The following is a 23,521-nucleotide window of genomic DNA, read 5'->3' as shown; positions in this document are numbered from 1 at the left end:
GGCTTAATGGTGTGCATGATCAGACATAGCGGGGGCTTGCTCACCGTGCTGCATCTCGGTCACAACAAAGTCATCCCCCACCTCAAAGGTAAAGGTTACCTGATCGCCAACGTTAAACGCATTCAAGTCGATATCGTCGGCTATGACAAAGTCCATCGTGGCGGCGGCACGACCCCATTTTTCAATCGCGCCGCGATGGATAGTAGCGATGCGAGACGCGATGTCTATTGCTTTGATGTTGCCCCCAACGGTCGCCATTGGTAAGGTCGGTTCAGACATAATATGAATGGTGGTGATTTCATACCCTGCATCCGTTTTAGTGACCTCAAAATGTAGCGACTGTCCGATTTTAAGCGCACTGCTGTCAAGCTTATCGGCCAGCTGAAAGTCCATGGTCATTTCTGGCCATTCCCACTCAGGCACGGCATCATGGGTAATGTTAATCACACTTGACTGCGCCTCATAGTGATTCACCGTACCGGCCATCCAGACCTGAGTCGGTTTTGCATCAGCACTCATACGCTTAAAGTCGGAGCTTTTACTGGATTCTGAATCAATCAGAAACTGAGCCGATGTAACGACCCGGTCATCCTGTTGCAGCCCCTCCAGGATCTCAGTCTGTTCGAGACCGACCCGGCCCAAGGTCACTGCGACGGACTTAAAACGTCCCTCGCCTAGCGCAACAACCACCCTATCCTGCTTACCGGTGCGGATCACCGCCTCGCTCGGCACCAGCATGGTGTCTGCTTTACTGCCCGCCAGGATCTGCACCTGAGCAAACATATTGGGTTTCAGCTCCCCCGCAGCATTGTCGAACTTAAGCCGAACCCGCAGCGTCCGGGTCGTTTCATTCAACGTCGGGTAAACATAGTCTACGCTGCCCTGCCAACGCTTACCGGGCAAATAATCCAATGTCATTACTACCGGCTGGCCTGCCTCAACCAGCGCAGTATCCCGCTCGAACACTTCGGCTTCCACCCAAACCTGATCCAGCTGAGCAATGCTCATCAGGGTATTGCCCGGATTGACGTAAAAACCTTCACGGATCTTCAGTTCGGCGACTACACCGCTCTGGCGGGCATAAAAAGTAATGGTCTGGCGTACCAGACGCTGCGCTTCTAAGCTGCGAATAAAATCAGCCGACAATTGCAATGCCATCAAACGCTCCCGTGCTGCTTTGATCAGTGCGGCATTATTGCGCTTCAGGGCGATCAGAAACTCCTCCTGAGCATTTACCAGCTGTGGTGAATACAGCGAATACAGAGGCTGTCCCTGCTCAACCGGCTCTCCGGCCGCTTTGATGTATAAGGTTTCTACCCAACCATCAACGCGTGGGTGAATGTGCACCAGCTTATCTTCATCATATTGTATGTAACCGACTGTCGAGATCATGCTGTGCAGCGGGCCTGTCTCCACGATAGCCGTTCTCACCCCCAGGTTATTCACCACTTCAGGTGAAATAGTGACCGCCCCGGCCTCTTGCGCCTCACTCTCTGCATACACAGGTACCAAATCCATGCCCATCGGCGATTTACCGGGCTTATCACGACGGTAATTGCTGTCCATCGGTGCGACCCAATAGAGTGGTTGCTTGCTGTTGTCCTCGCCTTGCGGCGTGTCAGACTGGACTGTGCCTGTTGTCATCACAATATAGCTCAGTGCGCCCCCTGATAACCCAGCCAGCAAGAGTTTAAGTGTGTTATTCATGTGCAGCTCCTGGCTGGTAAGTCGTGAGGTAATAATTCAATCGAGCAACGGCTTTCAGCGCATCTACGTCAATTTGTTTTGCAGCCACTCTGGCATTCAACTGAGCAATTCGAGCACGCACCACTTCAGCAAAGTCGCCGCTGTCATTGGTGTAAGCAGTCAGTGCAGCTTCGGCCTGTTCGTAGGTTTGCTGTAACAATTGCTCCCGGTACAAAATCTGACGCTCAGACAGGCGCCTCAGCTGACTCGCTTCTTTTTCAACCTGACCTGACAAATCTCTGAGCAGCAACAGCTTGTCCGTTTTGATCGCTTCCTGATCAGCCTGTGAGGCACTCAGCCATTGGTCCTGACGATTAGCAGTAAACAAAGGCACATCAACGCTCACTCCAACAGAGAAAAAGTCTGCCCGACTGCTGCCATCGGGCATATCACTGCGATGACCATAACTGGCATTCACGCCCCACTGCGGTTTATATTGCTGACGGGCAATCGCGACGCCTTTGGCGGCGACCTCAATACGCACGTCCTGCGCCAGCACCACAGGATGGCTGGTAAGCCGGTTTAGCAACCGCTGCGTATCCGGCTTGCCTTGTACAAACAACGTTGGAACCGCAACCTGAAGTGATGGAAGCCCCTCTGCTAACCGGGTATCCGACCAGGCCGTTTGTATCTGGCCGCTTTGTAGCCAGGACATCAGCTGAGCACGTGTGGCGTCGCGTTTTTGATATTCGACATTGAGACGGTCATCCAGCTGCACCAGCTCCAGCTGAGCACGGATCACATCCTGCTGACGGGTACGCCCCACGGCATTGGCATAGCTGGCCTTACTTACATCAACCAGTTGCTCAAAAAGTGCTTTGTCCTGCTCAATCAAAGCGATGGTGCGTTCTGCCAGGTACGTATCGAGCCATAGTTGACTCACCTGAGCGCGGATCTGCGCAGTGCGGTCGGCTCGCAGCAAGGCATATTCACTACTGGCAATCATCAGCTGCTGTCGTTTCAGTGCTAACTCGTCGCCACGACCAAACTGCTGACTCACGCCCACTTTGAGCTGCGTCATCGCTTCACGGTCATGCTGCCAGCCATCCACAGGCAAATTCATCATAGATAAGGCCACTTTGGGATCCGGCAATGTACCGGCCGCAATGCTTTGCGCTTGTGTTGCGCGCTGCTGGTAATGCTGCTTTTGTAATACCGGATCCTGTTTCGTTGCCAGCTCAATTGCTTTTTGCAATGACAGTCGTTCTGACGCCTGTGCGGCAGTGACACTCAGTGTCAGTGCGCTTAATAGTGTCAAACTGACTATCCGGATAATAAGAGGTTGCATCAAAACTGCTCCTTATAAGCATTCACCTGCGCATAGATCTGGTGGCTGCCGTCTTTCATCAAAAGTAAAACCTGATACGGCATGAAGCGGCCGTCCACTTCCATGCCCGGCGATCCCAGCGGCATGGCTGGCACAGCAAGACCGATGGCGTCTTTCTGGGGGTTAGCTAAAAATTGTTGAATAAACCTGGCGGGGACATGCCCTTCAAATACCCAGCCATCGTGACTGACAGCGGTGTGGCATGAACGATAACGCGCAACTATCCCATACCGTGACTTAATTGCACTGAGCGATGCCAGTTCCTGCCCTTGTGCGTTTATACCTCGCTCAAGCAGGTGCGACAGCCATTTTTTACAACACCCACAGGTCGGCGTTTTATACACAGTTAAAGCCTGCTCCGGGCTGCTCTGAGCGTAACTACTCAGGCTCAGTAACCAAAACAAACAGGCACTCAGAAATAGAAAATATTTATTGGTAGTAAAAGACACACTTGCCTCCGTCTCCTTCTGGCCCACAGCAGCTCGATATGGCATGTACGGGTCAGAATCAATGTAAACATCACACTGCAAAATGCAGTGAAATCATCAAAAGAAGTTGGATAAACAGGCTCAGATGCCGAATTTCAGACGCACTTCACCTGGTTCAGGCAAAAATGGGGGGACGATAAAGAGATCGAGCGACAACAACCGGGGGTTGGTTTTCCTGCCATAAAGCAGCCGTATAACTTAGGTCTGTCGCCAGAGAGAATTCAGCCACAGGCAACAGCTGAGCGCTACCACAGGCATGGGTCAGGCACACGCATTCACTATCATCGTCACAGCAGTCCATTGCGTGCTGCGAATGGCTCATCATGTTTGGCTCACTGTGCGACATGAGGTGATTGTCCATTGACGCATGCTGATGTGTCATCATGGTCCCTGGCATGTCGTGGCCCTGCATATGTGCTTCACACGCCATCACAGCATTCGCCATGCCTTGCACAACAAAGGCAAACAAAGCGAGTATCATCAGTAATGTTGCGGTGAATTTATTCATAATGCCCTCGGGGTAACGAGTCAGATTCTCACATAAACAACAAAAAAAGGAAAGCATACGCATAATAATGGCGATAAATTGCCTATACTGGTTGTGGCAATGGTTTTTGGGTAGTCAGTTTGTGTGGTTGGGTAGTCAGTTTGTGTGGATAGTACAAAGCCTTCTTTTTTTACTTGTCGTTGTGCAGCTTTTCTCACCCGTCAGGGCACAGCAAATCAGCCAAGACGCGACGCCCCCGGAACTTCATATCACACTCCCTGTCCGCCAGGTTAAGCTGCAAAAGTACATCAGTGAGCTGCTGCATGTCTCGCTGGCAGACCTTGGTTATAACCTGACACTCACCATGACCCCTAACCCTTTGTATAAACGTGAATCCAGATTGCTAAACAGTGGCCAAATCACCATGATAATGCGGCTGGCAACACCACAACGCGATGCCACATTTCACAAAATTAATGTGCCACTGACACAAAGCTTGATTGGCAAAAGGCTGCTATTGATCCATCAGCGTACCCAGACACGCTTTGATGCCGTGCAATCACTGGAATCCTTTCGGGACAGTAAATTAGTCGGGGTCTTTGCGCCCGGCTGGTATGACACGCAGATCTGGCAAGCCAATCAGCTGCCTTACATCGAGAATACCAGCGACCACGGCACGATAGTGCGTATGCTCACAGGCGGCAATCGGGGGTTTGATTACTTCTCACGGGGCATCAATGAAATAGATGATTACCCACTGAGTGATGGTTTGATCATCGAGCCCAATCTGGTACTCAGCTACCCGCTGGACTTCCATTTTTATCTGCACCCGCAAAACAAAGCCCACATTTCCATTCTCACCCGAGCATTGGAACGTGCGCAAAGAAATGGTTTGCAAACCCGCCTGATGCGCAAACATTTTGGTTACTTGCAACAACGCCACCGGTTGTCGGAACGGCGTGTTATTCACCTCGCGCTCCCCGCTGCTGATAAGGCCGTACAGCAGCCCCCGCCAGCACACTAAACTTTTAAACTCGCCAAGAATGCGTACTGTAAACTACACCTAACTCATTGAATAAATTATTTGCGTTATCTCAGGGTAATTCTCGAATAGCTAAGCTAAAATAGCGTTAAATTTTATTTGGAGTATCTTTTCAATGAGTATTCATGTAATCAAACACCCACTTGTACAGCATAAACTTGGTCTGATGCGCGAGCATGGGATCAGCACAAAAAGCTTTCGCGAGCTATGCCAGGAAGTGGGCACTTTGCTGACCTATGAGGCAACCAAAGACATCCCATTGGAAGATATTACCATCAAAGGCTGGCAGGGTGATGACCTCACCGTGCAGCACATCAAAGGCAAGAAAATCACCGTTGTGCCTATCCTGCGCGCAGGGCTGGGGATGATGGAAGGCGTGATGCAGTTAATCCCAAGCGCTAAGGTCAGTGTGGTCGGGCTGCAACGCAACGAAGAAACACTCGAGCCTGTGCCCTACTTTGAAAAGCTAGTTGGTAACATTGAAGAGCGCATGGGCCTGGTGATTGATCCTATGCTAGCCACCGGTGGCTCAATGATTGCCACAATCGACATGTTAAAGAAAGCGGGCTGTAAAGAGATCAAAGTGATTGTGCTGGTCGCCGCGCCTGAAGGCGTGGAAAAAACCCTGGCAGCGCACCCTGATGTCGAGATCTTCACCGCCTCGTTGGACAGTCATCTGAATGAAAAAGGTTACATAGTGCCTGGACTGGGCGACGCCGGTGACAAAATTTTTGGCACTGTGTAGGACGCCCTGAATGTCCAACACCCCCCTTAATTCTCTGACATCGCTCAAAACCATACTGAGCGGTGCTCAGATGCTCTTTGTTGCCTTTGGAGCACTCGTGCTGGTGCCTCTGCTGACCGGCCTGGACCCCAATGTCGCATTGTTTACCGCTGGCCTCGGTACTTTGGTGTTTCAGTTTGTCACCCGCGGACAAGTGCCGGTCTTTCTGGCTTCTTCCTTTGCGTTTATCGCCCCGATCATTGCCAGCGTGCAGGTGTGGGGGATCCCCGCCACTATGGGTGGGCTTATGGCAGCCGGGTTTGCCTATATCCTGCTAAGCTTGCTGGTACGCTTTAAAGGTGCCGATATTCTGCATAAGATCTTGCCCCCCGTGGTGGTTGGCCCGGTCATTATGGTCATCGGACTGGCCCTTGCGCCTGTTGCGGTGAACATGGCCATGGGTAAAAGTGGTGACGGCAGTGCTCAGCTGGTTGCTTACGATCAGGCATTGATCATTTCACTGTCCTCACTGATAGTCACCTTAATCGTGGCAGTCACAGCCAAAGGGATTTTCCGCCTGATCCCGATTCTTGCGGGTATCATCACAGGTTACGGCTTATCTCTGGCATTTGGTATCGTTCAATTTGACGCGGTGCACAATGCCAACTGGCTGGCCGTCCCAGCCTTTGTCTGGCCAGAGTTTTACTGGCCGGCCATTCTGTTTATGGTACCTGTGGCCATTGCCCCGGCGATTGAACATATCGGCGATATGATGGCGATCAGTAACGTGACAGGCAAAGATTACCTCAAAAAACCCGGCTTGCACCGCACTTTGCTGGGAGATGGCCTGGCTACCTCAACGGCTTCTTTGTTTGGTGGCCCACCCAATACCACCTACTCAGAAGTAACCGGCGCCGTTATGCTGACCCGTAACTTCAACCCTCAGGTAATGACCTGGACAGCGGTGATTGCCATCGTGCTGGCATTTGTCGGTAAGATGGGCGCTGGCTTGCAAACCATTCCAACGCCTGTGATGGGTGGGATCATGACCCTGTTGTTTGGCTCAATCGCGGTCGTCGGTTTAAACACTTTAGTGAAATCAGAAACCGACCTCAGTACCCCCCGTAACCTCAGTATCATTGCATTGATATTGGTATTTGGTATTGGTGGAATGCAACTGGGCAGCACGGAATTTAGCCTGCAAGGGGTGAGCCTTTGCGCCATTCTTGGCATTGTGCTTAACCTAGTGCTGCCTCACCCAAAACCAGCCGCATAACGCTTAATTGGTGTGACAACAGAGCGACCATCCCATGGTCGCTCTGTTGTCACACCAATTAAGAGATCAGCCAAAAGATTTTCTGACTCGCTCTTCAAACTCCATTTCATGATCGCGAAATGACTTAAGCAACTTATAACTGAGCGGAAGCCGTCGATGTGGCCGTGTCGTTTTTACCTTGCGATAACTCGGATGTTTGGAGAGATCAATTACGCCCATGGACCAACGCGAAAAATTCCGCTTTGACAGGTCGTTAATGATCAACGCGACCACTTCGGTATGCCTTGGATCTTGTTGAATATTCTTATACAAACGCTCAACATGATCTCTTTCACCTTCAATCACTTGCATGAAGTGATGTCCATCATAAAGTAACATGCCGGAAATGCCATTGAGTTGATTAGTCGATTTACAAAAACGATTTAAGTCAATCAACTGATCATCAGACAGAGGTGCCGTTACAGTGCTGACATAAATAAGCTCTATCAAGGCCATGGAAACCCCCTTGTTCACCCTGAAGATAAGCATAGTCGAGCGCAGTTATTGCGCAAAGCAAATTAATGGAACAAAAGGGCTGGCCTGAACACCTTATATGTATCAATAATATAAACGTTAGTTAGCCGGACACGACTGCCAGGATGCCCCATCCTCACTACAGAGTCTGGTGTATGTGCCATCCGAGTTATACGTCGTCTTGCGCCACTCGTGATCTGCAAAACGTTCCACCTCCACCCGATTATCACCACTGTCATCCGTTGAGCGCTTATACCAGCTAAACGCAGGCAAATTTAGCATCTGCTCTAACTCATAACCACTTTGATCGAAGTAATTTGCCAGCTCAGCTGGATCAAGTACCGTGTGTTTATCAGCCAAAGAATGCCACTCACTCAGCGCGCCAAGCATGCCATCACGCCGTTCCAGATGCGTATACTTTTTAACCAACTTACTACCATAGGTAATGGAGAGCAAACGCGCATCTCGCGCACTAAAATCTTGCAGCCAGTCACAACTTTGCGACTCACTCTCTGGCGTGCGTTCTAAAGTGTTTGATAACGTATAGGTGATCCCATCCAGTGTCACTGCAATCCCCTCTCTGTATACACAGCGCCCTATATCACTGGCATTTTCTTTGACCAAGTCGACTTCCTCGCTGTACTGACCCAGGCTGCCCCAGGGCTGATTTAAGGTGTTACGAAGGTACTCAACAAACACAACATTTTCCAGGGCATCATCCATTTGTGCCGTTTCACTGAAAAAAGTGCGGTCACCCTTACCAAACACTGCGATATCCCGATACCAACGTAGCTCTGACTCAGTGTTTTTCTGATAGTGCACCACGCGGATTTCAAGCGCTTCAGGATACTGCTCAGCCAATGCGAGGCGTTTTTTCAGACTGGCCTTCAGGCCAAAAACAATGCGCTCAGCAAGCTGCTTTACCTGCTCGTCCTGATTAGCAATGTAATCACTGAACAACTGTTGCTCGGAGATATTATAATGAGCAACCACTTCATTCGTTGTCTGGCGCAGAATACTCAGTAGTTCACTCAACGTTCCGGAGTTTTGCTGAAGTTCGGCACAGCTTTTTCCTTTGAATGTGTCGAATTCACTCAATGATTGCCATAGCACCGTGGTTAAGGGTGTCACATGCGCAGCCATTCGGTCATCGTCGATGGCCGTCAAAGACGGTGGCAATACGAGCTGATAGGCCTCAGTGACTTCACCTAGATCTTCGTCAATGGCACCCACAGGCACATCGACGTAAGTTGGTACATACACACTACACTGTCTTTGAGATTCGGTAAGTTCAAGTATATAACTTCCCTTGTCCAACGACTGGGCACTGGGCTCATTGCTATCGTGCTGACCATTGTTATTCAAGTCCAGCCAGACCGTTGCTCCGGATACATATCCATCGATAACGCGTCCACGCTGACTGTACTTCGTCTGCTCATCATCCACTGAATTATTGTTATCGCTTTCTGTCTCGTTCCCTGATCCGCTTCCTTGTCCTTGTTGAGCCCCATCTGTGTTACCCGTGCCTGATGCCTTAACTTGTCCGGAGTCTTCTGATGCATTAGCCGCTACAGCTTGATTAAGGTTGTTATCCGACCCACCGCCACACCCTGTGAGTGCGCTCAAACAGATAGCCAGTGCACTGAGCTGACCGATTTGATTGTTGTTCATAGTCTTGTTTCCTCTGTACTGCCTGCCACAAATACACAAAACCACTTTTAGTATCTGCTTCAGACTTAATGTGGCCCAAAGTGTACCTTGTACAGAGTCAAACCCAATATCCGAAATTAGACAAATTTCTAAAAAGATCGGCCATTTTAGCGAAATATGCGGTTTTTTTTTGCTTGCTCACAGGCTATGATACGCTGACTTGAATGCAACAAAAACTTCGCAAAACAAAAATAAAACTAACATTAACAACACTTTGGAGCCCATGGAGCCTAATTCACACTCCCTTTTTTTGCGCCTGATTAAGGTCGCTTTAATTTTGATGCTGCAATTGAGCTTTGCCACAGTTGCCAGCACCTACAGGACATTGACCGTCGCCGATGGCTTGCCCAGTAACCGGGTCTTTGACATAGCTCGGGATCACCGAGGCTTCGCCTGGTTTGCCACAGATAAAGGACTGGCACGCTATGATGGCGCGCATATTCAGGCCTTCTCTCGTTACCACACTCCCGGGCTCAGCCAGTCACTTTGGGTAAGAGACATTCTGTTCGACGAGTATCAACAACTTTGGAGCGCTGGTAAGCAAGGCCTGGAAGTGCTCCGGCCACATTCAGAAGCCTTTCAGCCCATCGCAGTACCTGGCCGAACAGCACCACTGAATATCTACAGCCTATTCAAAGCAGCAAACCAAAAACTCTGGGTCGGCGCCGCAGATGGCTTATATGTATTAGAGCCCAATCCACACTCTCCCTCAGCCGGGCAGCGTGCAGAGGCACTGAAGCCCGTCTTAACACATCTTGACGGTGCCCCCGTTAATTTCAAAATCCTGTCGATAACACACACGCAAGACAACCTGTTACTACTCGCGACTACACGTGGCCTGTTTGTCTTCGATCCTGCCAGCAACAACACACGTCCAATCTCATTGGATACCGCACAACCGGTAATGGCTGATAAACTTTGGACACTGGATGACGGCCAGATCTGGATTGCCATGCATGGGCTCGGGCTGGGTGTATATGATGTCGATACGGATACTGTTCAGCTCATTTATCAGGATCCCAATGAATTTGATACTGTCGGCTATGTATTTGACTTATATAAAGAGAATAATGAAATCCGCGCAGCCTCACTCAATACCGGACTTCTTTCTCTGACAGCGGGAACGGTGACAACCACACACTCCTACCCCCCATTGCTGTCTCTGTTCAGAGATAACAGCCTGCGCATGTACGGTACTTACAGTGAAGGGGTCATTGTAGAATCCGGCAATCACAGCGCAGTAAGTAATGTGCGCTTTACTCATCCCAGCGAGACCGGCAAGTATGAAGTAAATCAACTTACCCGGGTAGGTGAGCACCTATGGGTCGCAGATCAGCTTTCAGGCTTATGCCGGTATACCACTGATGGCGAGTTTGAACGTTGCATATCATCAGAGAGTCACTCAGCACAGGCACTAGCACCAGCAACTAACGGCAGCCTGTGGGCAGCCATGTATCACGAGCTGATCCTGGTCGAGCCGGATACAACGCAGGTAAAAGCACGATACAAACTCGCTGACTACCAAATTCCGGCAGCAATCAATACTCTGCTGCCCACCACAAACGACACACTCTGGCTGGCCCACAGCTTTGACGGCATCAGTCGTTTTAATCCAAAAACACACGCCATAACGCACCTCACCAGTGAAAACAGCCAATTGCTCAGTGATCAGGTTCATCACCTGGCGAAAACTCAGAATACGCTTTGGCTGGCAACCTCCGCAGGGCTACAAACTTACTCTCCTGAACGAGCGCAATTTGCAACCATTCCCAGTCCCGGCAACCGGCCATTCATCGCAGTATACACAGTCACACCCGCGCCGGATGGCAAAGTATGGGTGCAAACCGATCGGGGTTTGCGTTGCTACGATCCTGCCAGGCAAAGCTGGCTTGATTTACCCGAGCCACTGGTTCGACTAAATACGACCAGTCTGACATTTGACCACAGAAATACGGTTTGGATCGCCACAGGACAAGGGATATGGCATTGGCAAGCGGATAACAATGCCGTGGCATTCTATAACTATGGAGACGGGCTATTCAGACGTGGATATCTTGAAAATGTAGCAACCCGGTCAGAATCGCACATTTGGTTTGCCTCCACTGAAGGGGTGACACGACTGACGCCAGACAGCCTGGGCCAGCCTGCGCTTTCGTCTGGCCAATGGTGACCTGTTCAATAGCACCAAGCAACAGTTTCGCTATCAATTATCCGGCGTCGCAGATACCTGGGTTGAGTTGGGTAATGAACATACCCTGATGATCCCGCGTCTCCCGTGGGGCGATTACACACTGACGCTGAAAGCCACAGATAATCAGGGCAACTGGTCTGAGCAAGCTTCAAAAATACACTTTACCGTGCGCACGCCCTGGTATGCCACCACGTTTGCCAGAACGAGCTACATCTTGTTAGCCATGGCGGTGTTGTATTTAGCCTATCGGCTCAGGATCAGAACGCTGGAGCACAGACAGCAACAACTTAAGGCAACCATACGCAGCCATACACAGATAATGCAAGAACAGAACAGTCAGCTTGAGGCAGCCCAAAAGCAACGCACTGCCCTGCTCAAAACGCTATCTCATGAGCTAATGACGCCCGTTACCCTGATCCAGGGACCCGCAGAGCAGCTACGCAATAGTCGCTGTGAAACACAGCGAACCCAAATGACCAACCTGGTGATTAGTAACACCAAACGGTTAAAAGTATTGATTGAGCATTTAATGCAGCTCTCATCGAACAACGAGGCCATAGCACCACACTCATCAAATACGTGGGGTGCACATGACCTGGCGGCCGTATTAAATGAACAAATAGATGTGTTCGGGCCGCTGATGAATGACAAATCCATCGTCTGTCACACACACCTTGATGCCGAAGTCATGGTCAATGCGCAGCCGGATCAACTGCCGCAGCTCATCAGTAATCTGCTTAGCAATGCAATTAAGTACAGTTATGAAGGCGGCGAAATGAATATTGCCCTGACAACCGATAGAATTGCTCAGCACGCCACACTGAGCATATCAGATCAGGGGATTGGCATTGTTCCAGATCATCACGAACGCATATTCGACGCTGAGTTCCGCACCGAGACTGGGCATCAATTTGCTTCAGGTCAGGGCCTTGGCCTGAGTCGGGTCAAAGAAATTGTGACTCAGCTCAACGGCCAGCTCCAGCTCACATCCTTGCCTGACAAGGGCACCTGCTTTACCGTGTCACTGCCATTTACGCAGCAGACCGTGAATTCAAACAGTGTGGCAGCAACAGTAGCAGCTCGGCAGGAACACCAGGATAAAGCACCAAGTATTCTGCTGATTGATGACACCCCTGATATGCTGGCATTTTTGCACGACATACTGACGCCCGACTATCAGTTGCTCACAGCAAACAACGGTAAAACCGGGCTGGCTCTGGCTCGGGCTGAGCTGCCAGATATGGTGATATCTGACGTGATGATGCCAATAATGGACGGCCTCGAACTGACACAACAGCTTAAACGCGATCCGCTCACTGCACACATCCCCCTGATACTAATTACAGCGAACCTGAGTGAAGAGAAATACATGAGGGGCCTGAATCTGCAGGCCGATGACTACCTGACCAAACCGTTCAATCTGACCGCTTTCAAACTCAAGATCAGCAACACCTTTGCTCTCATCGAAGCAACCCAGACAAAGCTCAAACAACAGCTTCATCAGCATAACCAAAGTGTTAAATCTCCTCACCTTGCGCAAACACTTGAGCCCCTGACGCCTAAAGATCAATTTGCAGACAACCCAGCTACTTCGGCCTTTGTCGATAAACTTGAGTCGGTGCTGTCGAAATATTACGGTGATCCCGCGCTTTCGGTGGCCCAATTAGCGAAAGAAATGGCGCTGAGTGAACGCCAGTTACATCGCAAGCTCACATCCGTCACTTCTATTGGAGCCAATGAATACATGCGCCAATATCGCTTATACCGTGCACTGGTACTATTACGCAGCGGCATCAATGTGACACAAACAGCAGAACAATGTGGCTTTAATTCACCTTCCTATTTCAGTGCTTGTTTTAAAAAGCAGTTTGGCTTAACCGCTAAGCAGTACGCAAAGGACCAGATGACGAGCCCACAGATTTAACTCAAAACGGGCTAATCACCCACTTGAAATAGAATTTACGCCATATACTGCTGTTGGCCCAATCCGAAGGCCTGGGCTTGATGCAAATACGTTGTGGAGGCTGTTGGGAGGACAACGAGGCCAGGTTCACCCGGCCACGTTAGTATAGAAAGGCGTGCTCAGCGTGTTAAATTAAAAACTCGCAATCAGTCTGTCTGCTAACACAAAATATTGATTAAGGTGCTTTTTAGTCTGCTCTTTACGGTTTCTTTCTGAATTAAGGTGGATGTTTTCAACCACAACCGCAAGATCATCTGCGAGCTTTTTGTTGTCGCCGATGAGGTTGAATGTGAAAAATTCAACGCTTTTCTCAAGCGTATACGTGATCACGTGGATCTGCTGTAGTTCAGCCTCATCCAGATCTCGTTTACTTCTAATTTCTGAGGTTTTTTCAATGAAAATCTTTCTTGCATCTTCGATGGAAGTCACGTCTGCAACTTTAAGGTGTTGAATAGATTTTTCGCCTGATTCATCACTGGCTTGTACCGTTGTTGAAAGAACAGCAGCCATTAGTAATACAATTAAAGTTCTCATTTTATCTCTCTATTGTTGAAATATAAGGGTCAATAGGGCGGTTTTTAATTGTTGGGTACTGATAAAACCGGCAGCCAGAGGCGTATTTTAACAACCTCTAAGCCACTTTAACAGTTGTCGGATTGCACCTGATAGCCAGCGCGTTTTGCGATAATTAAAGCATCACAAACCAAAAACCGCTTTGCTCTGATCTTACTAGACGTTCAATACTGGAAAAAATTTATCATTTGCTGAGAAAAATGTTCAGTGAGGATCTAGCTGTATTGCGCACACCCATATGATGAGGTCGGTTCAAAGAGTCCAGTGTGCCTGAAATTCAACTTGAACGAATGTGTAACGATCAGAAACCAGCACCGCTATCAGATGAATCAGAGCCCGAACTCCCGGCATCAGATGAGTCAGAGCCCGAATCCTCGACATGAAAGGACTCAAAATAATTGCTGATATGCTCAGCTCTTCTTACATGGGCTTGCTCAGGAAGCAAACTCTCTGGGGCATACTTATTTATCTCTCCCGCAGTAAAGTATGCTCTCAGATCTTTCTTTAGCAGTCGCAAGATCTTGATAAATCGATACGGAAAGCGCGCCCTGTCAATGTGATTGTAAACGTCAATCAGCTCTTCTAAAGAGTAAGCTGTATAACCTGGCTCATGATCCATTTAATAGTCCTTTACTAACTTGCCAATACGAATGTTCTCGTTCGTTCAGCGCGAGTGGTCACATCTCGCATACAAAATGGGTATCTGTACTCTCCAATAAAGAGAGCATGGAACATACAGTCCCGCATACCAGTTTGCACGTGTTATATAGCATGTCTATATAACCAAATTATGATCTGAACCGAGCTCTAGTGCTTATTATGTACAGCTATATTTGATGGATGTCGTGATTATTGGGCCCAAAAGCTCTCGTGAAGCTCCTAACTGCCATCACTTAGCTGACCGACAAGCTTAGCATAACGCTCACTAACTCCCAGTTTTTAAAATTAAGATAAAATAGCCCTCTTTATGTAAACAACCTGTTGACCTTTAAAATATTTAGAAATATCGTGTATATCACTGCCCTGCACGGCTGTGATAACGACACCTTCTAACAATAGTAAGCTTGGCACGCTCACATTCCACTTTAATACTGCGTAAATTTTGTTAAGATTTTACTCATAAAATGTGGAAAAATCTCCGCATTGCAATTTGAAAAGGAAAAAAGGACGTGATAAATGGCGATGATTTGAAAGCAATGAGGAAAAATGCAGGAATATCTCAAGAGCTAATGGCGCGGAAGTTAGAGTGTGATCGTAAAACAATTAGTAACTATGAACTGGGTGTAAGCGATATCAAGTCAAAGCAACTTTTTCTGTGGTTTATGCACTGTAAAATAGATACTAGAACTTTACTCAATCAGATCCGACTGATTAGTAGCAACATGAATAGCACTAATGAGTCAAAGTTACAGGATGACGAAAAATGAAAAAGGTACTCTTAACCAAACTTTTAAGCAAGACTGCACCCCCAATCACTCAGAATGGCCGAAGCGCAGGATCTCTTGATGTTAACATAAAATCGTTATCTTCTACCCAATTAGAGTGCGTATTTGGAGGAACGGCAATTAAACCCCCCAGAGCCGCACGTACCAATATTGAGACCGAGGAAACTGCATTCTTAAGAGCTAAAGCTGAAAAGGAAAAATAATGAAACTCTCAAACTTGGTTTTGCTCAGTATTGCCTCGATGGCATTTTTCTACATCCAGTTGTGGGATGAAAGTCTGGTAACACCCTTGTACTTATCACTTCTTCTATTATGTTCATTATACGGTGTTTATCTAAAAGACATTAATATGGTCCATATTTCCGGGTTTATTTTTATTCTAAACGGTACTACTTATGCCATTTTTAAAGTTGGGTTGATAAATTACGTAACACCTTCTGACAATAAGCTGTTGCAAGGAACTCTCATTTATGGATTCCAATTATTATCTGGGATAATAACAGTTCTGGTCTTAATCTTCAGAGTTCAGATATCAAGACTACTCTCTAACTCAAAAAACATTGAACTAACTCTTTTCGATGGATTATTCCATTGGCTATACATGTACACTTCTATAATTTATTTACTTGGTTTAATTGAAAATGTTGCCTGGTCTTACTTTAACATGAAGTCATGGACAATTATTTATGACAACTTTGAAGGGTTAATTTATATCTCATGGGCACTCTGTTGTGGTGCACTAATCACAATGATGATCTGCTCAACAAAAGACGCTCAATTTCGAGAATCTAAAACATCCTAAATTCACAACCCTATAAGTCCATCTACCAAAATAGATGGACTCGTCACTCAGTGAGCCCTTCAGTTTCTACTCACCTGTTTTTTCTATCGATAGCCAATGAAATTTCAACGATATAACCCGCTTCCTCATTACCTACTCTTTACTGAAAAATTCACTCTTTGCTTGCTCTTTTAGAAAGCCTATAGGCGCTAGAGCTTCAACTTTCACGTCTATACTAGGAATCACGATTATTGAATCGTTTTGATCCAATATAAGCTCCTGCAGCCGCCCCTACAGGCCCAGCTATTACAGCTCCTAACAATGCACCACCTCCCAGGTTTTTCACCTGTTTAGTTTGCTCATCTCCCTATACCAGTGTATCAACTTCATATTCGTTTGACTGCACAGTAATTTCCAATTTTATTTTCTCTTTTATAGGAATTCCAAAAAATGATTTTTTATCACCTGTAAAGTACTTGATCTTAAAAAGCAGATGCTTACCTTTAGGGTAATATGCAATCAAGTCAGAGTCTTTGATAATTTCAACCTGTTCCCTCCAACTTCGAGGCGTAATGGTTTAAACCTGTGCCACATTGCCATAATTGATTCCTTACAACCTGTCCCCAAATAAAAAGAACAAAAATAATGTATAAAAAATATCAAGCCCACCTAAAGCATTGTTCAACTAGAAATCAACACTATCTAAACTAATAAAAGAGAGTCCAGTGGGTGAACTGAAAATTGAAATCAATACCAAACTATGCGTGCGACTCGGTTCCACACCACACAATCTAATAATGAAATGTTCTACTGAAAATAGCCATAAAAAACCAAGTTATCAAACTGGGTTATAAAAAGTGGGTCCAGTGGGCGGACTCTTACCTTGCATCAGTGCCACGCCCGGCGTGGGGCTCAAGTCCGACTCCACACCATTAAATATTAAAATTTAGGAATAAAAAAACCCAGCTAAAAAGCTGGGTTATAAAAAGTGGGTCCAGTGGGCGGACTCTTAACTTACATCAGCGCCACGCCCGGCGTGGGGCTCAAGTCCGACACCACATTGCTTCCGTATGTTACCTTGAATTTCAGGCATAAAAAAACCCCGACCTATTCGGTCAGGGTTATAAAAAGTGGGTCCAGTGGGCGGACTCTTAACTTACATCAGCGCCACGCCCGGCGTGGGGCTCAAGTCCGACACCACATTGCTTCCGTATGTTACCTTGAATTTCAGGCATAAAAAAACCCGACCTATTCGGTCAGGGTTATAAAAAGTGGGTCCAGTGGGCGGACTCTTAACTTACATCAGCGCCACGCCCGGCGTGGGGCTCAAGTCCGACACCACATTGCTTCCGTATGTTACCTTGAATTTCAGGCATAAAAAAACCCCGACCTATTCGGTCAGGGTTATAAAAAGTGGGTCCAGTGGGCGGACTCTTAACTTACATCAGCGCCACGCCCGGCGTGGGGCTCAAGTCCGACACCACATTGCTTCCGTATGTTACCTTGAATTTCAGGCATAAAAAAACCCCGACCTATTCGGTCAGGGTTATAAAAAGTGGTACCAGTGGGCGGACTCTTACCTTGCATCAGTGCCACGCCCGGCGTGGGGCTCAAGTCCGACTCCACACCATTAAATATTAAAATTTAGGAATAAAAAAACCCAGCTAAAAAGCTGGGTTATAAAAAGTGGGTCCAGTGGGCGGACTCTTAACTTACATCAGCGCCACGCCCGGCGTGGGGCTCAAGTCCGACACCACATTGCTTCCGTATGTTACCTTGAATTTCAGGCATAAAAAAACCCCGACCTATTCGGTCAGGGTTATAAAAAGTGGTACCAGTGGGCGGACTTGAACCGCCACGCCCGAAGGCAACGGATTTTGAATCCGTCATGTCTACCAATTCCATCACACTGGCATAATTTTTCTTTCATCTTCTAACCAAGAGAAAATAAAGAAAAACCACTTTGAGCTTAGGCTTTGTTTTATATGCCTTCGTCTCTATGCCCAGCATTATACAAATTGGCGGGAGGGTAGCAAGCATTTTTTACAAAACGTCGTTTAAGTGCTTGGTAAATGAACAGTCGCTTAAAACTAGTCGGGTTTTTTAGTGTTAGATTAAAAATCAGGTAGAATAAGTCATATTTCAGCTTTAATGAGTGAACTAAATGGCTTCGTTTCCCCGTGCGGGCTTAACCCGTCGTCTTGCATCTCTGATCTATGATGGTCTGGTCGTGATTGCATTTGCAATGCTTTCTATGGTGGTTTTTTTATTGATAGTTGAAGGCTTTATCTCTTTGGGCTGGATCTCTCAAGGAAACCATGAAGACGTGTCAGCGCTGATCCAGGCCACTCCCCTGTTGTCATTTTTCCGCGGATTTGTATTAATTGTCGTATCAGTGCTGTTTTTTGCTTACTTTTGGGTTAAAAGCGGTCAGACCATCGGCATGCGCGCCTGGCGGCTAAAAGTACAAACGCCAGATGGCAAGTTGCTCAGCTGGCCAAGAGCCAGTGCACGGGCCTTATGTGCGTTACTTGGGCTGGGCAATCTGCTGGTACTTATCGACTTTAAACACAAACGCGCACTACAAGATATGATTTGTGGCACTGAAGTGGTGGTGTTGAGCAAAGAAGAGAACAAACGCATTTATGACAGCCTGGATTAAAAAGGTCGTTGCATTGCAACAAAAAAGCCTGACTCCGTCAGGCTTTTTTGTTTTCATCTTCTATCTTACCCGCGTTGACGGTTAAGAAGATAAAACGCTGTTGCGGTAAATAAGACGCTGGGCATCACAGCCCCTACGACCGGCGGGATCTGATACACCATAACGATTGGACCGAAAATCTCGTTACTCAGGTGGAAGATAAGCCCGGTGATCACCCCCATAATTATACGCGCACCCATACTCACTGAACGCAGTGGCCCAAAGATAAAAGACAAGGCTACCAGCAACATCACCGCAATCGTCACCGGTTGCATCACTTTACGCCACAGCGCCAGTTCATAGTTACTGGTGTCCTGCTCATTTTGCTTCAGATACTGTAAATACGACCACAAGCCAGAGAAAGACAATGCGTCTGGTTCTACCGAAGCCACGTCCAGTCGGTCCAGCGTCAGCTGTGATGCATAATTGAGTGTCTGAGCGTATTGCGTACTGATCTGTTGCTCTTCAATGATCACTTCCTCGATGGCTTTAAGCTGCCAACCGTCATCAGTCGCAGTACCAGACTTAGCACGGGTGATTTTCAGCAAATTGAGATCATCATCGAAGTGATAAATATTGATATTTTGCAGATTGCCGGACTTTTCGATGTTGGCAATATTAATGAAATTACTGCCATCTTTGGCCCACACGCCCTGCTGCGCCTCAAACACCTCACCACCATTAATTGCCTGATTACGCAGTTGTTTGGCCGTTTGTTCTGCCTGTGGCGCGCCCCACTCGCCCAATGCCATCATGCATAGCGCCAATACAATTGCCGATTTCATCACCGACCCGATGATCTGTAATCGAGACATCCCCGCAGCCTGCATCACCACCAGTTCACTGCTCGAAGCCAAAGCCCCGAGCCCGGTCAGGCCACCAATCAGCGCCGCCATTGGAAAGAACACCACAATATCACTGGGCATGCTGTACAGCGTGAACAACAACGCATCCATAACGTCATAGGTACCACGACCCACAGAGCGTAACTGCTCAATAAATTTGATTAAGGTATTGATGCCCACAAACACCAATAAGGCAAAGCCCGTGGTTTGTAAAATGCTGCGCCCGAGATACCAATCCAGGGTTTTCATCATTGCTGTGGCTCCCGTTTTAACAACATAGCGCGCACCCAGACACCAAAAGGCCGGCCTTTGGCTATCAGGTAAGCACCAATAAATAACACACACAAGTGGATCCACCATAAGCCAACCGAGGTCGGTACCTTACCTTCGGCAACCAGATATTTACCCGCATTGAGCATGATAAAGTAACCCAGATAGATACAAATCGCCGGAACCAGTTTGGCAAACTTACCCTGTCTGGGATTCACGACACTCAGTGGAACTGCCAGTAAGGTCAGCAAAATAATAGAAATTGGCACAGATAAACGTAGCTGGAACTGGGCAATGGCTTCAGGTGTGCCCATTTGCAGCAGGCTGGACGAAGGCAAGTCTTCAAGCTTACGACGTCGCTGTTCAATTTCCTGCTCACGGATCTGCACCTGATAGCTGCTAAACTCAGTTTTGTTCAGCGCCTGACTGAAACCGTCAGTTTCGAATCGTTTCCCCTCACTGAGCACCAGCTGTTGCTCACCGGTTCCTTCTTCAACGACCCGACCATTCTGAGCAAACACGATACGTGCAGCCTGATTTGAATCGCGATCGGGTAACTGAGCAACAAACACACGATTTAGCTCTTTGCCCTGATCACTGGTGTTGTGGACAAACACCACCGCCTTTTCATTGCCCGTTTGCTGGAACCGCCCGGCCCGGATCTGGCTGAGCCCGGATTCTGCATTAGCTTGTTCGCGAAGCTGATTTTCTTTTTCACCTGCCCAGGGCGCCAGATATAAGCTCAGCACCGCGGCCATCAAAGCAATCACAAAACTGGAGACCAAAGTCACGCGCACGACATACCACTCACTAACGCCGCACGCCTTCAGTACCGTCATTTCACTGTCAGCATAGACCCGACTATAAGCGAGGATAATGCCCAAAAATAAGCTTAATGGCAGGATATACACCGCCAGTTTAGGTAAGTTTAGGGCCAGAAAAGACATAACAAGTTTTCCCGGAATGCTGCCACCTGAGGCCTCAGCCAGGATCCGGACAAACTTCTGCGAGATGAAGATGGTCATAAGGGTCATAAAAACGGCGACCTGAGATTTTAATATCTCAGCAGTCAGATATCGAAAAATAAGCAATGTCCGCCCCTATAAAACGTCTCATTTCACTGGAATAGTAGGAAATTTTGAGTAAACTGGTTATTTTAATCACTTTATTATATGCCATCGGATCCAAATATCCTACTAAAGCAACAGGCTAAAGCGCCAAATGCACGCGTCAATTAGCCGTTTTTTAGTTCAGCACCTAGAAATGGAGTGGCTGAGGCATAAAAAGTTCAAAAAAGACAGCACATTGACTCAGGAGTCGCAATGGAATTCAGCGTAAAAAGTGGTAGCCCAGAAAAACAACGCAGTGCGTGTATTGTTGTCGGCGTATACGAACCACGCCGCCTTTCACCCGTCGGGGAGCAGCTGGATAAAATCAGCGAAGGGTATATTTCTAACCTGCTGCGCCGCGGAGACCTAGAAGGTAAACCAGGCCAGGTGCTTTTACTTCACCATGTACCAAACGTATTGAGTGAACGTGTGCTACTTGTGGGCTGTGGTAAAGAGCGTGAGCTAGACGACAAACAATACAAACAGATCATCGCCAAAACCATCAGCACCTTAAATGACACAGGTTCAATGGAAGCCGTTTGCTTCCTGACTGAGCAACACGTTAAAGGACGCGATACTTACTGGAAAGTTCGCCAGGCAGTAGAAACCACTCAGGACAGCCTATACACCTTTAACCAACTGAAAAGCAAAAAGAGCGAAGCTCGTCGTCCACTACGTAAAATTGTTTTCAACGTACCAACACGCCGTGAATTGCCGATTGGCGAGAGCGCCATCGAACATGGACTGGCCATCGCAGCCGGTGCTACTTTGTGTAAAGACGTGGCAAACATGCCACCAAATATCTGCAATCCACGCTACTTAGGTGAGCAGGCTCAGGCATTAGCCGATGAATTCGACAACGTCACGGTTAACCTGGTTGGCGAGAAAGAAATGGAAGAGCTGGGTATGCACTCATATCTGGCAGTTGGTCGCGGTAGTGACAATGAATCCGTGATGTCGGTGATCCACTATAACGGTGCCCCGCAAAAGCAAGCGCCTACCGTGTTCGTCGGTAAAGGTCTGACATTTGATTCGGGCGGTATTTCTATCAAGCCAGGCGAAGGCATGGACGAGATGAAATACGACATGGGTGGCGCCGCCGGCGTACTGGGCCTGATGCGCGCCGTCGTGCAAATGCAGCTGCCGCTGAACGTCATCGGCGTGCTGGCTGGCTGTGAAAACATGCCAAGTAGCAATGCTTATCGCCCGGGTGACATCCTGACCACTATGTCTGGTCAGACGGTTGAAGTACTCAATACCGACGCAGAAGGCAGACTGGTCCTGTGTGATGCATTAACCTATGTTGAAGCGTTTGAGCCAGAAGTAGTCGTCGACGTGGCAACCCTGACGGGTGCGTGTATTATCGCCCTGGGCCATCATGCAACCGGTTTGTTGTCGAACCACAACCCTCTGGCGCATGACTTACTTAAAGCGTCTGAGCAAAGTGGTGACCGCGCATGGCAACTCCCTTTGTGGGATGACTATCAGGAACAACTGAAGAGCCCGTTTGCCGACTTCACCAACCTGGGTGGCCGCCCTGCCGGGACGATTACCGCCGCCTGCTTCTTGTCTAAATTCACCAAGAAGTACAACTGGGCACACCTGGACATCGCAGGGACAGCTTGGCGCAGTGGTGCCAACAAAGGTGCAACTGGTCGTCCGGTCCCTATGTTAATGCAATACCTGCTTAACCGCGTAGACGTGACTGAGCAACCTCAGGACTAATTCATGCTGTGACAGCCGATGTCACGTACCACGTTGATTGATGATAGCCGTATTCTGTGTCAGAATGCGGCTTTATTTTGAACGCTGTGCCATTTAAAGGCTTTCCCTTTATGGCAAGGCGTTTCGCTAGCTAGAAAACCACATGTCATGACCATCAACGCACGCTTTTTTGTATTAAAGCAGGACAATGAGCCGGGCAAACCAGTGCCGGCTCATTTTGATCTCGCCGCACGCAGCGCCGCAAAGCTGTACCGCGCCGGACAACGTGTCTTTATTTACGTAGACAGCGTTGAAGATGCCCATGCGGTTGACGAGCACTTGTGGTGTTTTGAGGCCGACAGCTTTGTGCCTCACAACCTGCAAGGCGAAGGCCCCAAAGGGGGCGCACCGGTCGAGATCGGCCAGATGCCACCTGTTGGCAGACGCACCATTTTGATTAATCTGGCACAACAGCTGCCGGATTTTGTGCGCCGATTCGACAAGATCTACGATTTTGTGCCGGTTGAAAGCAATGCCAAACACGCGGCACGCCAGCGGTTCATGCAACTGCGTCAGCTCGGCGCTGAAATTTCAACCAAAGAAATTGACAACTAAAGTATTTTTTA

At 48.1% G+C, this 23,521-nt stretch carries 21 protein-coding genes and 1 tRNA gene; 11 read left to right on the top strand and 11 right to left on the bottom strand.

Annotation, left to right across the window (positions count from 1 at the left end; all coding sequences use genetic code 11):
- Positions 1-3 precede the first annotated feature (3 nt).
- The 4 genes from AT705_RS15360 to AT705_RS15345 all read right to left on the bottom strand — a co-directional run bounded on the left by AT705_RS15360 (position 4) and on the right by AT705_RS15345 (position 4,069).
- Positions 4-1,707, bottom strand: coding sequence for an efflux RND transporter periplasmic adaptor subunit (locus tag AT705_RS15360; RefSeq protein WP_058797244.1), 1,704 nt, complete (start codon positions 1,705-1,707; stop codon positions 4-6).
- Positions 1,700-3,034 carry a TolC family protein gene (locus AT705_RS15355; protein WP_058797243.1) on the bottom strand — a complete coding sequence of 445 codons (1,335 nt, stop codon included), beginning with the start codon at positions 3,032-3,034 and terminating at the stop codon, positions 1,700-1,702. The genes AT705_RS15360 and AT705_RS15355 overlap by 8 nt, the downstream gene beginning before the upstream one ends.
- Positions 3,034-3,522, bottom strand: a complete 489-nt coding sequence (locus AT705_RS15350) for a DUF411 domain-containing protein (RefSeq protein ID WP_058797242.1) — start codon at positions 3,520-3,522, stop codon at positions 3,034-3,036. Before AT705_RS15350 ends, AT705_RS15355 begins: the two co-directional genes overlap by 1 nt.
- Before the next feature lie 154 nt (positions 3,523-3,676).
- Positions 3,677-4,069 (bottom strand): hypothetical protein, encoded by a 393-nt coding sequence (locus AT705_RS15345; protein ID WP_058797241.1) that lies wholly within the window; start codon positions 4,067-4,069, stop codon positions 3,677-3,679.
- Between the two features lie 67 nt (positions 4,070-4,136).
- On the opposite strand from AT705_RS15345, the gene AT705_RS15340 reads away from it, so the two are divergent.
- The 3 genes from AT705_RS15340 to AT705_RS15330 all read left to right on the top strand — a co-directional run bounded on the left by AT705_RS15340 (position 4,137) and on the right by AT705_RS15330 (position 7,090).
- On the top strand, positions 4,137-5,072 hold the full coding sequence (locus tag AT705_RS15340) for a hypothetical protein (protein ID WP_058797240.1): 936 nt from the start codon (positions 4,137-4,139) through the stop codon (positions 5,070-5,072).
- Between the two features lie 133 nt (positions 5,073-5,205).
- Entirely contained in the window at positions 5,206-5,835 is a 630-nt protein-coding gene (gene upp, locus AT705_RS15335; protein WP_010383109.1) for a uracil phosphoribosyltransferase, read from the top strand.
- Between the two features lie 10 nt (positions 5,836-5,845).
- Positions 5,846-7,090: a uracil-xanthine permease family protein gene (locus AT705_RS15330; RefSeq protein WP_058797239.1), complete on the top strand. Its 1,245-nt coding sequence runs from the start codon at positions 5,846-5,848 to the stop codon at positions 7,088-7,090.
- A gap of 66 nt (positions 7,091-7,156) precedes the next feature.
- On the opposite strand, the gene AT705_RS15325 is transcribed toward AT705_RS15330, so the two are convergent.
- Together AT705_RS15325 and AT705_RS15320 are read right to left on the bottom strand one after the other, a co-directional pair.
- Positions 7,157-7,585 (bottom strand): BLUF domain-containing protein, encoded by a 429-nt coding sequence (locus AT705_RS15325; RefSeq protein ID WP_058797238.1) that lies wholly within the window; start codon positions 7,583-7,585, stop codon positions 7,157-7,159.
- Positions 7,586-7,702: 117 nt separating this feature from the next.
- On the bottom strand, positions 7,703-9,274 hold the full coding sequence (locus AT705_RS15320; protein ID WP_058797237.1) for a hypothetical protein: 1,572 nt from the start codon (positions 9,272-9,274) through the stop codon (positions 7,703-7,705).
- 319 nt (positions 9,275-9,593) lie between these two features.
- Between AT705_RS15320 and AT705_RS15315 the strand changes: the two genes are divergently transcribed.
- Positions 9,594-11,483 (top strand): two-component regulator propeller domain-containing protein, encoded by a 1,890-nt coding sequence (locus tag AT705_RS15315; RefSeq protein ID WP_420492122.1) that lies wholly within the window; start codon positions 9,594-9,596, stop codon positions 11,481-11,483.
- On the top strand, positions 11,458-13,428 hold the full coding sequence (locus tag AT705_RS15310) for an ATP-binding protein (protein ID WP_335339073.1): 1,971 nt from the start codon (positions 11,458-11,460) through the stop codon (positions 13,426-13,428). The genes AT705_RS15315 and AT705_RS15310 overlap by 26 nt, the downstream gene beginning before the upstream one ends.
- A 171-nt stretch (positions 13,429-13,599) precedes the next feature.
- Here the strand turns inward: AT705_RS15310 and AT705_RS15305 are convergent, their stop codons facing one another.
- Together AT705_RS15305 and AT705_RS15300 are read right to left on the bottom strand one after the other, a co-directional pair.
- On the bottom strand, positions 13,600-14,001 hold the full coding sequence (locus tag AT705_RS15305) for a DUF6746 family protein (RefSeq protein ID WP_049863596.1): 402 nt from the start codon (positions 13,999-14,001) through the stop codon (positions 13,600-13,602).
- Between the two features lie 340 nt (positions 14,002-14,341).
- Positions 14,342-14,659 carry a hypothetical protein gene (locus AT705_RS15300; RefSeq protein WP_058797234.1) on the bottom strand — a complete coding sequence of 106 codons (318 nt, stop codon included), beginning with the start codon at positions 14,657-14,659 and terminating at the stop codon, positions 14,342-14,344.
- Between the two features lie 577 nt (positions 14,660-15,236).
- Between AT705_RS15300 and AT705_RS15295 the strand changes: the two genes are divergently transcribed.
- From AT705_RS15295 to AT705_RS25495, 3 genes are read left to right on the top strand one after another with little or no spacing between them, the layout of a single operon-like run.
- Positions 15,237-15,467 (top strand): helix-turn-helix domain-containing protein, encoded by a 231-nt coding sequence (locus AT705_RS15295; protein ID WP_335339072.1) that lies wholly within the window; start codon positions 15,237-15,239, stop codon positions 15,465-15,467.
- Positions 15,464-15,688 (top strand): hypothetical protein, encoded by a 225-nt coding sequence (locus tag AT705_RS15290; protein WP_058797232.1) that lies wholly within the window; start codon positions 15,464-15,466, stop codon positions 15,686-15,688. Before AT705_RS15295 ends, AT705_RS15290 begins: the two co-directional genes overlap by 4 nt.
- Positions 15,688-16,287 (top strand): hypothetical protein, encoded by a 600-nt coding sequence (locus AT705_RS25495; protein WP_058797231.1) that lies wholly within the window; start codon positions 15,688-15,690, stop codon positions 16,285-16,287. Before AT705_RS15290 ends, AT705_RS25495 begins: the two co-directional genes overlap by 1 nt.
- A 1,808-nt stretch (positions 16,288-18,095) precedes the next feature.
- Here the strand turns inward: AT705_RS25495 and AT705_RS15280 are convergent.
- A tRNA-Leu gene (locus AT705_RS15280) sits at positions 18,096-18,180 on the bottom strand.
- Positions 18,181-18,430: 250 nt separating this feature from the next.
- Between AT705_RS15280 and AT705_RS15275 the strand changes: the two genes are divergently transcribed.
- Positions 18,431-18,928 (top strand): RDD family protein, encoded by a 498-nt coding sequence (locus AT705_RS15275; protein WP_058797230.1) that lies wholly within the window; start codon positions 18,431-18,433, stop codon positions 18,926-18,928.
- A 65-nt stretch (positions 18,929-18,993) separates the two neighbouring features.
- Here the strand turns inward: AT705_RS15275 and lptG are convergent, their stop codons facing one another.
- Both lptG and lptF read right to left on the bottom strand, forming a co-directional pair.
- Entirely contained in the window at positions 18,994-20,064 is a 1,071-nt protein-coding gene (gene lptG, locus AT705_RS15270) for an LPS export ABC transporter permease LptG (protein WP_058797229.1), read from the bottom strand.
- A complete protein-coding gene (gene lptF / locus AT705_RS15265; protein ID WP_040645066.1) occupies positions 20,061-21,173 on the bottom strand; it encodes an LPS export ABC transporter permease LptF in 1,113 nt (370 codons plus the stop codon). The genes lptG and lptF overlap by 4 nt, the downstream gene beginning before the upstream one ends.
- Before the next feature lie 231 nt (positions 21,174-21,404).
- Between lptF and pepA the strand changes: the two genes are divergently transcribed.
- Both pepA and AT705_RS15255 read left to right on the top strand, forming a co-directional pair.
- The gene (gene pepA, locus AT705_RS15260; RefSeq protein ID WP_058797228.1) at positions 21,405-22,916 is read left to right on the top strand and encodes a leucyl aminopeptidase; all 1,512 of its coding nucleotides are present in this window, start codon (positions 21,405-21,407) and stop codon (positions 22,914-22,916) included.
- 147 nt (positions 22,917-23,063) lie between these two features.
- Positions 23,064-23,510, top strand: a complete 447-nt coding sequence (locus tag AT705_RS15255) for a DNA polymerase III subunit chi (RefSeq protein ID WP_046004999.1) — start codon at positions 23,064-23,066, stop codon at positions 23,508-23,510.
- Positions 23,511-23,521: the final 11 nt, after the last annotated feature.

Origin of the sequence: Pseudoalteromonas rubra (assembly GCF_001482385.1) — a bacterium.
Taxonomy (GTDB): Bacteria; Pseudomonadota; Gammaproteobacteria; order Enterobacterales; family Alteromonadaceae; genus Pseudoalteromonas; species Pseudoalteromonas ardens.
The sequence above is the reverse complement of the archived record's forward strand: the minus strand, read 5'-3'. Positions and strand labels throughout refer to the sequence as shown.